This window comes from Sphingobium subterraneum, assembly GCF_014199435.1.
GTDB lineage: Bacteria > Pseudomonadota > Alphaproteobacteria > Sphingomonadales > Sphingomonadaceae > Sphingobium > Sphingobium subterraneum.
Map to the genome: position 1 here is coordinate 1,261,102 of NZ_JACIJP010000001.1, position 13,303 is coordinate 1,274,404.

16 protein-coding genes are annotated in these 13,303 nt (G+C 64.2%); 5 read left to right on the plus strand and 11 right to left on the minus strand.

Features of this window, described 5'->3' with window-relative positions; genetic code table 11:
* Nucleotides 1–138 precede the first annotated feature (138 nt).
* Nucleotides 139–1,269, plus strand: coding sequence for a DUF3089 domain-containing protein (locus tag FHS92_RS06085; protein ID WP_184078407.1), 1,131 nt, complete (start codon nucleotides 139–141; stop codon nucleotides 1,267–1,269).
* Nucleotides 1,266–1,724 carry a Holliday junction resolvase RuvX gene (gene ruvX / locus FHS92_RS06090; protein WP_184078880.1) on the plus strand — a complete coding sequence of 153 codons (459 nt, stop codon included), beginning with the start codon at nucleotides 1,266–1,268 and terminating at the stop codon, nucleotides 1,722–1,724. The genes FHS92_RS06085 and ruvX overlap by 4 nt, the downstream gene beginning before the upstream one ends.
* Here ruvX and FHS92_RS06095 read toward each other — a convergent pair.
* Nucleotides 1,721–2,737 (minus strand): LLM class flavin-dependent oxidoreductase, encoded by a 1,017-nt coding sequence (locus FHS92_RS06095; RefSeq protein WP_184078409.1) that lies wholly within the window; start codon nucleotides 2,735–2,737, stop codon nucleotides 1,721–1,723. The two genes, ruvX and FHS92_RS06095, sit on opposite strands and share 4 nt — an antisense overlap.
* A 140-nt stretch (nucleotides 2,738–2,877) precedes the next feature.
* On the opposite strand from FHS92_RS06095, the gene FHS92_RS06100 reads away from it, so the two are divergent.
* Together FHS92_RS06100 and FHS92_RS06105 are read left to right on the plus strand one after the other, a co-directional pair.
* The gene (locus tag FHS92_RS06100; protein ID WP_184078411.1) at nucleotides 2,878–3,885 is read left to right on the plus strand and encodes an aspartate carbamoyltransferase catalytic subunit; all 1,008 of its coding nucleotides are present in this window, start codon (nucleotides 2,878–2,880) and stop codon (nucleotides 3,883–3,885) included.
* Nucleotides 3,882–5,108: a dihydroorotase gene (locus FHS92_RS06105; RefSeq protein ID WP_184078413.1), complete on the plus strand. Its 1,227-nt coding sequence runs from the start codon at nucleotides 3,882–3,884 to the stop codon at nucleotides 5,106–5,108. Before FHS92_RS06100 ends, FHS92_RS06105 begins: the two co-directional genes overlap by 4 nt.
* On the opposite strand, the gene FHS92_RS06110 is transcribed toward FHS92_RS06105, so the two are convergent.
* From FHS92_RS06110 to FHS92_RS06130, 5 genes are all read right to left on the minus strand, one after another.
* Nucleotides 5,105–6,412, minus strand: coding sequence for an SPOR domain-containing protein (locus FHS92_RS06110; RefSeq protein WP_184078415.1), 1,308 nt, complete (start codon nucleotides 6,410–6,412; stop codon nucleotides 5,105–5,107). The genes FHS92_RS06105 and FHS92_RS06110 overlap by 4 nt on opposite strands.
* A gap of 14 nt (nucleotides 6,413–6,426) precedes the next feature.
* Nucleotides 6,427–6,981 carry a hypothetical protein gene (locus tag FHS92_RS06115; RefSeq protein ID WP_184078417.1) on the minus strand — a complete coding sequence of 185 codons (555 nt, stop codon included), beginning with the start codon at nucleotides 6,979–6,981 and terminating at the stop codon, nucleotides 6,427–6,429.
* Between the two features lie 11 nt (nucleotides 6,982–6,992).
* Entirely contained in the window at nucleotides 6,993–7,715 is a 723-nt protein-coding gene (locus FHS92_RS06120; protein ID WP_184078419.1) for an AAA family ATPase, read from the minus strand.
* A 100-nt stretch (nucleotides 7,716–7,815) separates the two neighbouring features.
* A complete protein-coding gene (gene purU, locus FHS92_RS06125; protein WP_184078421.1) occupies nucleotides 7,816–8,685 on the minus strand; it encodes a formyltetrahydrofolate deformylase in 870 nt (289 codons plus the stop codon).
* 36 nt (nucleotides 8,686–8,721) lie between these two features.
* Nucleotides 8,722–9,489, minus strand: coding sequence for a competence/damage-inducible protein A (locus tag FHS92_RS06130; RefSeq protein WP_184078423.1), 768 nt, complete (start codon nucleotides 9,487–9,489; stop codon nucleotides 8,722–8,724).
* 110 nt (nucleotides 9,490–9,599) lie between these two features.
* Here FHS92_RS06130 and map point away from each other — a divergent pair, with 110 nt between their 5' ends.
* Nucleotides 9,600–10,427, plus strand: coding sequence for a type I methionyl aminopeptidase (map, locus tag FHS92_RS06135; RefSeq protein ID WP_184078425.1), 828 nt, complete (start codon nucleotides 9,600–9,602; stop codon nucleotides 10,425–10,427).
* Nucleotides 10,428–10,457: 30 nt separating this feature from the next.
* Here map and FHS92_RS06140 read toward each other — a convergent pair whose 3' ends face one another.
* The 5 genes from FHS92_RS06140 to FHS92_RS06160 form a co-directional block, all read right to left on the minus strand.
* A complete protein-coding gene (locus tag FHS92_RS06140) occupies nucleotides 10,458–10,733 on the minus strand; it encodes a hypothetical protein (RefSeq protein ID WP_184078427.1) in 276 nt (91 codons plus the stop codon).
* A 4-nt stretch (nucleotides 10,734–10,737) separates the two neighbouring features.
* Nucleotides 10,738–11,823, minus strand: coding sequence for a chemotaxis-specific protein-glutamate methyltransferase CheB (cheB, locus tag FHS92_RS06145; protein WP_184078429.1), 1,086 nt, complete (start codon nucleotides 11,821–11,823; stop codon nucleotides 10,738–10,740).
* A gap of 71 nt (nucleotides 11,824–11,894) precedes the next feature.
* On the minus strand, nucleotides 11,895–12,335 hold the full coding sequence (locus FHS92_RS06150) for a chemotaxis protein CheW (RefSeq protein ID WP_184078431.1): 441 nt from the start codon (nucleotides 12,333–12,335) through the stop codon (nucleotides 11,895–11,897).
* Between the two features lie 31 nt (nucleotides 12,336–12,366).
* Nucleotides 12,367–12,741: a response regulator gene (locus FHS92_RS06155; RefSeq protein ID WP_184078433.1), complete on the minus strand. Its 375-nt coding sequence runs from the start codon at nucleotides 12,739–12,741 to the stop codon at nucleotides 12,367–12,369.
* 18 nt (nucleotides 12,742–12,759) lie between these two features.
* Nucleotides 12,760–13,260, minus strand: coding sequence for a chemotaxis protein CheD (locus tag FHS92_RS06160; RefSeq protein WP_184078882.1), 501 nt, complete (start codon nucleotides 13,258–13,260; stop codon nucleotides 12,760–12,762).
* Nucleotides 13,261–13,303 lie beyond the last annotated feature (43 nt).

Below are 13,303 nucleotides of genomic sequence, written 5' to 3' on the forward strand. Positions count from 1 at the left end.
CATTGGCCGATAGCGTCTGTTACGGGCAAAGGGAAGCATCAGACTGCGATTGTGGAATAGGCAAGGGCACCGGACGAATGCGCTCCTTGCACTTGCGCCCGGCGCTGTTTCATGTTGCAGTGCACAAATGGAGTATCGATGCCAGCGCGCAGGTTCCTTTATATCGTCGCGGGGCTCATCGTGCTGACGCTCGGGTCGGCCTTTGCGTATCGCATGTGGGGTCAGCATATGCTGGCTGCCGTAATGGTGCCCAACACCGCGTACCGGGCTCCCCCCGCGCTGACGGCGCAGGATTATGCGCGGGCGGATCTGTGGATTGCGCGGCCGGACAAAGGCGCGGAAAACCCTGCCCTCTGGCTCCCCCCAAAGGTGTCTCCGCCCGCCAACACGGGCAACGCGGCGATCTTCTTCGTTCATCCGACCAGCTACCTCGCTCCTTTCAACACCGCCAAATGGAACGCGCCGATCGACGACCGCGACAGTCAGGCGATGGCCAGCCGGTTCATTGCGAGCCAGGCAAGCGCCTTCTCCGCTGCAGGCGCCATCTGGGCGCCACGCTATCAGCAGGCCCATTTCGGCGCCTTCCTGCGCAGCGGGGGCAATGCGGACAAGGCAATCAACGCCGCCTATCGCGATGTCGCCGCCGCGTTCGCCGCCTTTCTCGCCGCCAACCCGGACGGCCCGATCATCTTGGCCGGGCACAGCCAGGGTTCGATGCACCTCATGCGCATCCTGAAAGAACAGGTGGCGGGAAAGCCCGTCGCGCGCCGGATCGTCGCGGCCTATATCGTCGGCTGGCCGGTATCGCTCACTGCCGATCTCCCGGCGCTAGGCCTACCCGCCTGCACGGGACCGGACCAATCCGGGTGCATCCTGAGCTGGCAAAGTTTTGCCGAACCCGCCGAACCGTCCGCCATCCTGGACGGCTATGCCCGCTATCCCGGCATGACCGGAGCAACCCGGCGCGGCACCCCGATGCTGTGCGTCAATCCGCTCACCGGAACACCCGACAGCGCGGCGGACAAGACAGCCAATCTCGGCACTCTCGCCCCCGGATCGAGCGAGGACGAGAGCCAGCTTGTCGCCAAGGCGGTGCCCGCCCGATGCGGCACGGGCAAGCAGGCGGGCTTCCTCCTCATCGGCGAACCTCCGCAGATGGGTCCATATACGTTGCCGGGCAACAACTATCACGTCTATGACTACGCGCTGTTCTGGGCGAATGTCCGCCTGGATGCAGAACGAAGGCTCGCCGCATTTCTCAGACGCTGATTACGACCGACCGCGCGCTGTTCCGGGACGCCCTGCCGCTGGGCGGGCGACTGATCGGCATGGACGTCGGCACCAAGACCATCGGCCTTGCGCTGTGTGACGCAGGCTGGACCATCGCGAGCCCCGCCCATACGATCGCGCGCGGAAAGTTTACCAAAGACAAGGGCTTGATTGCCGATTTTATCGGCCAGCAGCAGGTGCTTGGTATCGTCATCGGCCTGCCGCTCAATCTCGACGGCAGCGAGAGTCCCCGGTCACAGGCGTCTCGCTCCTTCGCGCGCAACATCGGCGAATTGGGTTTCCCGGTGCTGCTGTGGGACGAGCGCTGGTCGACACAGGCCGTCACCCGCATGATGATCGACGCCGACACCAGCCGCGCCCGCCGCAGCGAACTGGTCGACAAGCTCGCCGCGAGTTATATTCTTCAGGGCGCGATCGACGGACTGCGGGGTTAGGCCTGGACTAGCACCGATTCGTCCGCTTCCAACGCGTGAGCCGCCTCGGCGATCATCGTGTAGGACCGCTTGCGCAAATCGTGATCGAACACATCGGAGACGATGATCAGCTCGTCTGCGCCCGTCTCTGCCAGCAACGCCGCCATGCCGCGCTTTACGGTATCGAACGACCCGACGATCGTGCGTTCGAGAAAGCTGTGCACCTGTGCTTTTTCCATGGGCGACCAATAGTCGTCGATGTTGTCGATCGGCGGCTTGCTCAGCCCGCGATCCCCGCGGAACACGTCCGCGAACGACATCTGCTGGGTCGTGAACAGCCGCTGGGCCTCGGCATCCGTTTCCGCCGCGATGATATTGACCCCAATGGCCGCATGCGACGTGGCAAGCTGGGCCGACGGCTGGAATCGCGCGCGATAAATTTGGAGCGCCTGCAACAAGGCGGACGGCGCGAAATGCGATGCAAACGCGTAAGGCAGGCCAAATTGTGCCGCCAGTTGCGCGCCGAACAGACTCGATCCGAGGATCCACAAGGGCACGTTCGTTCCAGCACCAGGCACAGCAACAATCCGCTGCCCCTCGGCTACGGGGCCAAGAAACGCCTGAAGCTCCTGCACATCCTGCGGGAAATGCTCCGACGCCATGGGGTCGCGGCGCAGCGCGCGCAGCGTCATCTGATCGGTACCGGGCGCACGACCAAGGCCGAGGTCGATCCGGCCGGGGAAAAGCGCCTCCAGCGTACCGAACTGTTCGGCAATGATCATCGGCGCATGATTGGGCAGCATGATGCCACCCGCCCCCACTCGGATCGTCTTCGTCGCGGCAGCAAGATGCCCGACGACGACAGCGGTGGCCGCCGAAGCGACGCCACGCAGATTGTGGTGCTCGGCCACCCAAAAGCGGTGATAGCCCAAGTCTTCGACATGGTGTGCCAGATCGGCAGATGCCTGGAGAGCGGCGGAAATATCACCGCCTTGACGGACACGGACGAGATCGAGAACAGAAATTAGGGGCATAGGTTTTTCTCCGCTACCTAATTTAGGACCGCAGCCGGGAATTGTAAGGCACAAAACGACACCCGTTCCGATCGAGCCGTTGCCCCGCCCTTCCTTCCTGCTCTTGCCACGTCGCCGCCCCTCCCCTAAAGCCCGACTTCATGCCGCAGGAATCCGCAGCGCCTTATGGCCTCACGCCCACCGCAGATCTTGCCGGGCGTACCCTGTTTCCGCACCGCCATTTGCTCGCGATTTCACAGCTAAAGCCCTGGGAAATCCGCTTCCTGCTTGACGAGGCGGAGCATTGGGTGGCGGTCAACCGTTCGTCAGCGCAGAAGCATGACGGCCGCCTCGCGGGCCTGACGCAGATCAACGCCTTTTTCGAAAACAGCACCCGCACGCTCCTGTCGTTCGAGATCGCAGGCAAGCGTCTCGGAGCGGACGTGGTGAACATGCACGCGGCGACGTCGAGCGTGAAGAAGGGCGAGACCCTGATCGACACGGCCGTGACGTTGAACGCCATGCGCGCCGACGTCATCGTCATTCGCCATGGCAGCTCGGGCGCGGTGCAGCTCATCGCCGACAAGGTCGATTGCCCGGTGCTCAACGCCGGGGACGGATGGCACGAGCACCCTACGCAGGCGCTGCTCGACGCACTCACCATCCGCCGGCGCAAGGGCGGGTTCGAAGGCCTGATCGTCACCATCTGTGGCGATGTTTTGCACAGCCGCGTGGCGCGCTCGAACATGCTGTGCCTTGCCGCTTTGGGCGCGCAGGTCCGCGTTGCCGCGCCCGCCACCCTCACCCCGGCCGCAGTCGACTGCATGGGCGCGGTCGCGACGACGGACTTCGATGCTGCGCTCGACGGCGCGGACGTGGTCATGATGCTCCGCCTGCAGAACGAGCGGATGGATGGCGCGTTCATCCCCTCGCCCCGCGAATATCATATGCTCTACGGCCTCACGCCCGAACGGCTGGCCAAGGCGAAGCCCGACGCGCTCGTCATGCACCCCGGCCCGATGAACCGGGGGGTGGAAATCACCAGCGGTGTTGCCGACGATCCGGATCGCTCCGCCATTACCGAACAGGTCGAAATGGGCGTTGCCGTGCGCATGGCCTGCCTCGACGTATTGACGCGTTCTGCCCGTAATATCGAGGGCTGGGCATGACCGGCCGGTTGGCGATCACAAACGGTCTGCTCGCCGATCCGGCGCTGAGCGCCGTGACGCCCGGCACAGTGCTGATTGAGGGCGACAGCATCGTCGCGACCGGGTCGATCAACGTGCCGTCCGACGCGGAAACCATCGACGCGGGAGGGCTGGTGGTTGCGCCGGGCCTCGTCGACCTCGGCGTGTTCCGCACGGACAAGCCCGCCTTCCACTTTGGCGGCATCACGCGCGCAGGCCTGATGCCCGATCAGTCATCCCCGCTTGATGACGTCGGCCTGATCCGTGAGGCAACGCGCGCGGGCAAGCCCGATTTCTGGGTTCACCCCATCGCTGCTGCGACCCGCGACCTCGAAGGGCGCGAACTGGCGGAAATCGGCATGATGCAGGCCGCAGGCGCCAAGGCCGTCGGGACCGGCCGCCAATGGATCGCCGATTCGGGGGTGATGTGGCGCGTGCTCTCTTACGCCTCCGCGCTGGGCCTCACCGTCATATCCCATGCCGAGGATGGTGGCCTTGCCGGAAAGGCTGTGGCAACCAGCGGCGAGACCGCAACCCGGCTTGGCCTTTCCAACGCGCCCGCCTGTGCCGAGGCGATGGCGATTGCGCGCGATATCATGCTGGCGCGCGAAACGGGCGCGAAGATACACTTCCGGCTGGTCACCACAGCTGCAGGCTTTGCGCAGGTGCGCGCGGCCAAAGCCGAAGGGCTGGCCGTCACCTGCGGCATTTCGCCCGCCTATCTCTTTCTGTCCGATCTGGCGATGACCGACTTCCGCACCTTCGCCCGCCTTTCCCCGCCCCTGCGGAGCGAGGATGACCGGCAGGCCGCCCTGCGCGCGGTGGCCGATGGGACGGTCGATGTCATCACATCCAGCCATGATCCACGCGGACCGGAGGACAAGCGCCTCCCCTTCGCGGACGCCGCGCCGGGGATGGCCGGCGCGGAAACGCTGCTTGCCCTCTCGCTCAATCTGGTACGCGACGGGCATATCGGCATGAACGCGCTGATGCGCCTGCTCGCCGCCAATCCGGCGGAGATTCTGGGGGTAAAGGCGGGCAGCTTCGCAACGGGGCACGCCGCCGACGTCATCTTCATCGATCCCGACACGCCGTGGCGCGTGGATTCGGCCCGCATGGCTGCGGCCGCCGGAAATACCCCATTTGATCGCATGCCCGTGCAGGGCCGCGTGCGCCGTGTCATGAAGGGCGGCGTTTTCCTTTAACGCATCGCGATCTGTTGCGGCTTGGCACCCTTTGCGTAGGCCCATTTCGCGGGAACCGCCTCCGCGCCACCCATGCGCACGAAGCAGCTATAGCCCTGCGCCCGTACCGTCGAGCACAGCTGTTTCGCGCCCTGACGGTTGGCGAACCCCGCCACCGCGAGGCGATGGAACACCCGGCCACGGACCGTGATGGAGCTGGTTACGACTGGGAACTGCGCCACAGTCCGGCTATGGCGCGCCATCCGCTGCCAGCTGTCCTGCGCCACCGCCGGGGTGTCGAACGCACCCAGCTGCACGACCCAGGTCGACCCCTGCGAAGCGTTGACCGGGCCAAAATAGGCTGCGGGGCGGGCGAACGCACGCGAAAGTGTCTCTGCCGACCGCTGCGCTACGGGCTGACGCATAGGCGCTTGCGGCGCGCGGATCATCGGAGCCGCATCGGGAATGGGCTGGACCATAGCAATGGCCGGGAGAGGCGCTGGCGCAGGTGCCGCTTCCGCCACAGGTGCCGGAGCGGGTTCCGCCGCCGCAACCTCCACGGGCTGCGCCGAGACCGGAGCCACGAGCGCCAGCTGCGCGGGAATACCGCCGTCCACCGCCACCGGCTGCACGCCGATCATCGCCAGCACGCGCGCGCTTTCCGCACCCGGCTGGGCCAACTGCGCCCAGTTCGCGACCCGCTGCGCCGCATCGAGCGGAGCAAGATCCTGCGAGGCCATCAAGCGCGCTTCATTCCAGCGTCCTGCCAGAGCGTAAGAATAGGCGAGGTTCTGCCGTTCCTTGGCGCCCGCGGCGGGATCATGAATGGCCTGACCCAACACGCGGATCGCCTCGTTCGAGTCGCCCGCCAAGGCCATCGCCAAGCCATAGTCGGCGGCGGGGAGCACATCCATGTGGCTGGTGAGCAGATCGCGCGCGGCGCTGGCTTGCCCCTGCGCGGTCTGCACCAGCGCAAGGCTGACGATCGTGCGGGTATCCTTGCTGCCCAGCGCCAGCGCATCCTGGAACGCCGTCTGCGCGGAGGCGAAACGACCGCTGGCGAGATAGGCGCGCCCGAGCAAAGTCCGATAGGCCGCATTGTCGCGCGCTCCGGCGACAGCCGCCTCGGCCAGCAGTACAGCCTTCGCGCCATCCCGTTCGGCCAGCGCCTTTTCCACCTTTGCCGCGCTGTCCGCCGCGTCCCGCTGTAAAGCGGCCGCGCTAGCACCCGCACGCGTGTTCACGGCCGCACCGCTGCAACCGACCATGGTCACGGCGACGATCATCGAAGACGCCGCGATATTGGAAAAGGCCTTGCGTTTCATGTCTCTGTCCCCGTTCAATCTGCGTTGGATGTGCCGCCGTCGGGCACTTGTCTGGCCAGCTTTTCCAGGTCCGGCTGGCTGTCGAGAAAGGCGTCGAGCGCCTGTGTTACAATCTGTTGCGCGCTGCGGTTGTTGACCGCGCAGGCAAGCCGCAACCGCAAATGCCGCGCCGGATCGAGCCGCAGCGTAAACGCCGCTTTCGCCTTGCGGGCATGCGCCAGCGCGGCCGGTGTGATCGTCTTTACGGCAGGCGTCGTGAGCTTGGCTTCCAGTTCCTGGCGCTGCTCCACCACCGCCGGAATATCGGTCGTCGCGGCAGGCGTCGCTGTCGAAGGCGCGGGATGCGCGCTCGTCAGGCCGACCATCGTCAGCGGCGGAACATCCGGCTGTCCGTCATCGGCGCCCATGTCATTCCAGCCGAGATCGTCATGGCCGTCATATTGCAGAGAGGAGGGTAACGCCGGACCGTTGCCGGTCGGGATGTAGGCGCGGCGCATGGCCGGACGAGCCGCACCCTTTCGGGCGAGCAGGTTGGCGCTGAGCGAGGCGAGCGGCTTGGGTTCGGTCATCGCTATAGCCCTCACTGGCCCGCCACACGGCGGCCAAAGCCGCCGGGGGCACGAGGCGTGGCACCGGGAACGGCGGGGCGGCCATTGGGCACGGCAAAGACCGTGCGACGGAAATTCTTTTCGAGACGGTCGGAAATATACTCCCACAATGTCTCGATTTCCTGCGCGGACCGGCTAGCGGGGTTCACTTCCATCACGGTGCGCCCGTCGATCATCGATGCGGCGAAATCCGTTCGATGATGGACGACCACCGGCGCGACCGTGCCATGCTGCGACAGGGCGATCGCCGCTTCGGACGTGATCTTGGCCTTGGGCGTTCCGGCGTTGACCACGAAGATCAGCGGCTTGCCCGCGCGCTCGCACAGATCGACTGTCGCGCCGACCGCGCGCAGATCATGCGGGCTTGGGCGCGTGGGGACGACGATCAGTTCGGCCACGGAAATAACGCTCTGGATCGCCATGGTGATGGCGGGCGGCGTATCTATCACGGCAAGCTTGAACCCCTGTTGCCGCAAGGTTTCAAGATCATGGGCGAGGCGGGAAACCGTGGTTTCGGCGAAGGCGGGTGCGCCATCCTCGCGCTCGTTCCACCAGTCGGCGAGCGATCCCTGCGGATCGATATCAATCAGGACGACCGGACCGGCACCCGCGCGCTCGGCCTGCACGGCGAGATGGCCGGACAGGGTGGTCTTGCCGGACCCGCCTTTTTGCGATGCCAATGCCAGTACGCGCACAATATTCCCCTATGGTCGCCGGATTTGGCAACAGGGGTGCCATGGTCGTCCTAACATTCCGTTAATCCGACGGCCGAGACGTGATCCGAAATGGGAGCTTTCAGCTAAATACGACGGTCCGCAAACCGTTGCGCAGCACCCGGCGTTCGGCCACCCAGCGCACCGCGCGCGACAGGACCTGCGCCTCGATATCGCGGCCGATACGGATCATGTCCTCGGCGCTGGCGCGATGGTCGATCCGCTCGACCGCCTGCTCGATGATCGGCCCTTCGTCGAGGTCGCCGGTGACGAAGTGCGCGGTCGCACCGATCAGCTTCACCCCGCGCGCATGGGCACGATGATAGGGACCGGCGCCCTTGAAGCTGGGCAGGAAGCTGTGGTGGATGTTGATGCAGCGGCCGTCGAGCGCATCGACCATCTCTCCGCTCAGCACCTGCATATAGCGGGCCAGCACCAGCTGCTCGGCACCCGTCTGCTTCATGAGGGCTAGGATATCCTGCTCCTGCGCCGCGCGGGTCTCGCCGCTGACAGGGAGGTAGTGAAAGGGCACGCCGTGCCATTCGGTCAGCGCACGACAATTCTCGTGGTTGGACACGACGCCCGCGATCTCCACCGCCAAGCCCCCGGTGGACCAGCGATGGAGGAGGTCGTTCAGGCAATGGCTGCCCTTGGACACGGCGATCATGATCTTGAGCCGCTCGGCTGCATCGACCAGCAACCACTCCATGGCGAACCGTTCTGCCACGGGGGCGAACGCCACGCTCAAGGCGTCGCGGCTGGCGGGAAACCGCTCCCCTACCCCCTTGAACTCCACCCGCATGAAGAAATTGCCGGATTCCAGATCGGCATATTGCTGGCTGTCGAGAATGAACCCGTCATGATCGGCCAGAAAGCTGCTGACCGCCGAAACGATGCCCACCCGATCGCATGCCGTAAACAGCAGGATATAGCGTGCGTCTGCGTCGCCCATATTGTTTCCGTCCCCCTTAAATCATGTGCCCGTCGGTCAGATGCCCCCGCGCGTGACCGGCCAGCCCCGCTCTTCCAGCCCGGCGACCAGCGCGTCCATACAACTGTCGAGCACATTCTGCTGCGTAGCGCGGACGACGAAATTCGCGCCCACACGGCCTTCCCGGAAAAAGGGATAGCTGCCGATCTGCGATCCGGCGTGCGCGCGTTCAGTGCTGGCGAGGAAATCGGCAATCTCGCTTTCCGCCACCCAGCTACCGACCTGCCCGGACAGCAGCGGCGCCCCGCCTTCCAATGTCCCGGTCAGTGCATCGAGCATCCCGGCGGTGATGTGCGGTACCCCTGCCATGATGAAGATATTCTCGAACCGGATGCCCGGCGCGCCGGACATGCGGTTGGGGATGAGGCTGCTGCCGCGCGGCACCCGCGCCATGCGCAGACGCGCTTCGGTCAGTCCGCCCCGTTCGCGGTAATAGCGCTCCAGCACGGCCTCCGCTTCGGGATGGACAATCACGTCAACGCCCAGCGCGGCCGCGATCGCATCAACGGTGATGTCGTCATGCGTCGGCCCGATCCCGCCCGTGGTAAACAGATAATCGCTGCGCGCCCTAAGGATATTGACCGCCTCGCCGATCGCAGCCGCGTCGTCGGCAACGACCCGAACTTCCCGTAACCGGATACCCTGCACGTTCAGCCAGCTGGCGATCTGCGCCACATTTTTGTCCTGCGTGCGCCCGGACAGGATCTCATCACCGATGACGATCAGTGCGGCAGTCCAGATGCGGTCGGAGGTGACGGTGCTCATGCCATGCCCATAGCGCGCCGTGCTGGGCATGACCAGCCACGGCGTGGCGTCGGTCCATCCGCTCCAAGGCCCCTCTCGCCAGATCGGAAAAACGCCCCTATATTGAGTGCATGACCGAATATATGACCATGACGGCCGATACGCCACCGACCCGATCCACCGCGATCAAGCTCTACGACGAGTCCGGATTCGCCGGAATGCGCCGTGCCGGACGCCTCGCTGCCGAAATTCTCGACGCGTTGGCCGCGCATGTCGTTCCCGGTGTCACCACCGAGGAAATCGACGACATTGTCCGTCGCATGACGATAGAGGGCGGCGGTGCGCCTGCGACGCTTGGATATCGCGGCTACACGCACAGCTGCTGCACGTCGATCAACAACGTCATCTGCCACGGCATACCCGGAGACCGCGAACTGAAGGAAGGGGATATCGTCAATATCGATGTCACCCCGCTGGTGGACGGCTGGCATGGCGACAGCAGCCGCATGTATCTCGTGGGCGACGTACCCATCAAGGCGCGGCGCCTGGTGGATGTGACATATGAATGCCTCATGCTCGGCATCGAACAGGCGAAACCCGGCAACCACCTGGGGGATATCGGCCACGCGATCCAGAAATATGCCGAAAAGCATCGCTATGGCGTGGTACGGGACTTCTGCGGTCACGGCCTCGGCCAAGTCTTTCACGATGCGCCGGAAGTCGTTCACCTCGGCATCCCCGGAACCGGTCCAGAATTACGGCCCGGCATGTTCTTCACCATCGAACCGATGATCAATATCGGCAAGCCCGGTGTGCGGATGATGGAGGATGGCTGGACGGCGGTGACGCGCGACCGCTCGCTTTCGGCGCAGTTCGAACACAGCATCGGCATCACCGAAACCGGCTGCGAGATCTTTACGGAAAGCCCCGCAGGACTTCACCGCCCACCCTATTATTAAACACGCGGCTTCGTGCCGGAGCCGTATCGCTCAGGCGCGGAGCCGATCGGCCAGCGCCTGGAGCGTAATGTCGTCGATGCGGCTTTCCGGATCGTCGGAGCGCACCAGCTCGGCCAGCCAGGTGCTGCGCTGCCCCATCTCGTCAAGCTGCTGCAACTGGTCGAGGCAGCGCATCATGACGTCCTCATCCATGCACAGCGACACGCCCAGCTCTTCCAGATGCTCACGCATCTGGTCTAGCTCGGCAGCGATTTTCGTCCGCAGGTCGATCGGCACGACGATCGCCCCGGAGGCCTCAAAAGGCACACGCTCAGGCCGCAAGAGTCTTCACCTCGCAACGGTTGAGGATTGCCTGCGCCAGCGCACTGATGCCCAACTCCGCCTCCACTGCTCCCTTGGCGAGTGCCGCCTCGGACGTTTCGAAAACCATGGCGCTGTCCCGGTCCTGGCACAGAGTAAGGCCGCCCGCCTGCCGGATCGCCATCATGCCGGCCACACCGTCCGTGCCCATGCCCGAAAGGATGACACCAACGGCCTTGTCGCGACCCGCCTTTGCCACCGTCGTGAGCAGAAGGTCGGCAGACGGACGCGCACCATTTACGGGATCGCGCGCGAGCAGGCGGATCGAACCACCCGGCCAGCGGTCGATCAGACCATGCTTGTCGGGGTGTGAAAGCACATAAACGCAACCCTGTTCCAGGGCCATGCCATCGGCCGCCATCTTTACCTCCGGCGCAATGGCCGCGTTGAGGCGTGATGCGAAAGGAACGGCGAGGCCGTCTTCGAGCTGTTGCAATACGATCGTGGGCGGGCAGTTCGCCGGCCATGCGGACAGCAGCTCGGTAACCGCCACGCCGCCGCCGGTCGAAGCCGAAATCGCTACGATCGAGCCGTTCCATTTATAGGCAGGCGCGTTCGCTTGTGCAGGCGCTGCAGCAGCAGCGGCTGCTTCGGCCGCCTTCGCAGCGGCTGCCGCCGGATCGTATTTCTTGACCTTGCTCTTGGCCGCCGTCGCCACCAGCTTGCACAGTTTGCCGGAAATTTTCTCGAACTCGTCCGGCGTCGCCTTCGTGGGTTTGGGGAAGCAGTCCACCGCGCCCAGCTCCAGCGCGCGCAGCGTCACTTCCGCACCTTTCTGCGTCAGCGTCGACAGCATCACCACCGGCATCGGCTTGGTCGTCATGATTTCCTCAAGGAAATCAATCCCGTTCATTCCCGGCATTTCGATGTCCAGAGTCACCACGTCCGGGCGCATACTCGCGATCATCTCGCGGGCTTCGCTGGCGTTGGCAGCAGCACCGATGACCGTCAGGTCAGAAGAACGTTCCAGCGCGCTCGTAAACAGCGCCCGCATTGTGATCGAATCGTCGACCACCAGAACCTTGATTGCTGCCATGATTAAGTCCTTCTACGATCTCTTTTTATATGTGCTAATCTTTGAGATTTGGTTGCGAGTGCGAAAAGAGATCACGCCGCCTCGGCCAGCTCCGTACCCGCCGTCAATCCAGGCAGATCCAGCACCATCACCATCCGGTCTTCGAGTGCGACCAAGCCCTCCAGATAAGGAACAACGGAGTCATTGCCCGTGCTCGGCGGCGGCTGGATATCCTCATCCTGCGCCGTCACGATGTCACTGACCGAATCGACGATCAGGCCCCGCAATTGTCCCTCGATCTGCGCCACGATAATGACGTGACGGTCAGTCGGCGATGTCGGTTCCCAACCCAGGCGCGCACCCAGATCGATGACCGGCAGCACTGTGCCGCGCAGATTGACCACGCCCGCGACATAGTGTGGAACATGGGGAAGACGCGTGGTGGGCGACCATGCGCGGATTTCGCGGATCGCCATGATGTCCAACCCAAAGCTCTGGGTGCCGAGATGAAAAGTGATGAGTTGACGTGCCATGAGTGTTCTCCAGTCCCCCTAGACCACAAGATCAGTGCGTTACGCGCCGGAGCGCAGAATCCAGTTTGTCGGCATCGAACGGCTTCACGATCCAGCCGGTTGCTCCCGCCGAGCGAGCGCGGGCTTTCTTCTCGTCCGAGCTTTCGGTCGAGAGCACAAGAATGGGGCAATCGCGAAAGCGCGACTGTCCCCGCAGCGCTTCGATCAGGCCGAACCCGTCCATGCGTGGCATGTTGATGTCGGTGACGATCACATCGACGCCGGGATTGCGGTCCAGCCACTCCAGCGCGTCGACGCCATCCACGGCCTGCACGACCTCATATCCCCGCGAGGTCAACGCCGCCTTCAGCAACGCGCGCATACTCGCGCTGTCGTCGACGGTGAGGACATTAATATTCTGAGACATAATAACTTCCTTCACCCCTTAAAACAGTTCGACATCGCCGCGCACCTTCTGCGGCCTGAGTGTCGGCGTTTGCGTCGGCGCCGCCACCCGCTCGACGGTTCGACATCGCGACCGGCCCATGACCGGATCAAAGTCGACACGCCGCGCGGACTCGCCGCCCACATCACGATGGACGAGTGCTATCGATTCATCGTTAAGAAACTTAGAAGCAAAGGCCGCATTCGCATCACCAATGCGCGTCATGCCCGCATGCATGTTGGCGCCCCCGTAGATATGCGCCTTCATCCGTGACTTGCTGGCACCCTTTTTCATCATTTCGTTGATGAGGACTTCCATCAGGTACAGACCATAGGTTTCGTCAGACACTGTCCCACGTCCGCCCTGAGGTTCGGCAAGCAGGAAATGGTTCATGCCACCGACCTGCGCGACGGGATCGTACAGGCAACAGGCGATGCAGCTGCCCAGCACCGTGGTCAGGATTTCCGACCGGCCGGAACCGACATGCGCTTGCCCCTGCATGACCGTGATGCGTTCGGGACCGATTTCTGAGGGAACGGGCTGG

Excerpts from the sequence above, each read along its gene's own strand:
- FHS92_RS06085 (WP_184078407.1), top strand. The coding sequence starts at position 139 with ATGCCAGCGCGCAGGTTCCTTTATATCGTCGCGGGGCTCATCGTGCTG.
- FHS92_RS06095 (WP_184078409.1), bottom strand. The coding sequence starts at position 2,737 with ATGCCCCTAATTTCTGTTCTCGATCTCGTCCGTGTCCGTCAAGGCGGT.
- FHS92_RS06100 (WP_184078411.1), top strand. The coding sequence starts at position 2,878 with ATGCCGCAGGAATCCGCAGCGCCTTATGGCCTCACGCCCACCGCAGAT.
- FHS92_RS06105 (WP_184078413.1), top strand. The coding sequence starts at position 3,882 with ATGACCGGCCGGTTGGCGATCACAAACGGTCTGCTCGCCGATCCGGCG.
- FHS92_RS06110 (WP_184078415.1), bottom strand. The coding sequence starts at position 6,412 with ATGAAACGCAAGGCCTTTTCCAATATCGCGGCGTCTTCGATGATCGTC.
- FHS92_RS06115 (WP_184078417.1), bottom strand. The coding sequence starts at position 6,981 with ATGACCGAACCCAAGCCGCTCGCCTCGCTCAGCGCCAACCTGCTCGCC.
- purU (WP_184078421.1), bottom strand. The coding sequence starts at position 8,685 with ATGGGCGACGCAGACGCACGCTATATCCTGCTGTTTACGGCATGCGAT.
- FHS92_RS06130 (WP_184078423.1), bottom strand. The coding sequence starts at position 9,489 with ATGAGCACCGTCACCTCCGACCGCATCTGGACTGCCGCACTGATCGTC.
- map (WP_184078425.1), top strand. The coding sequence starts at position 9,600 with ATGACCGAATATATGACCATGACGGCCGATACGCCACCGACCCGATCC.
- cheB (WP_184078429.1), bottom strand. The coding sequence starts at position 11,823 with ATGGCAGCAATCAAGGTTCTGGTGGTCGACGATTCGATCACAATGCGG.
- FHS92_RS06150 (WP_184078431.1), bottom strand. The coding sequence starts at position 12,335 with ATGGCACGTCAACTCATCACTTTTCATCTCGGCACCCAGAGCTTTGGG.
- FHS92_RS06155 (WP_184078433.1), bottom strand. The coding sequence starts at position 12,741 with ATGTCTCAGAATATTAATGTCCTCACCGTCGACGACAGCGCGAGTATG.
- FHS92_RS06160 (WP_184078882.1), bottom strand. The coding sequence starts at position 13,260 with ATGCAGGGGCAAGCGCATGTCGGTTCCGGCCGGTCGGAAATCCTGACC.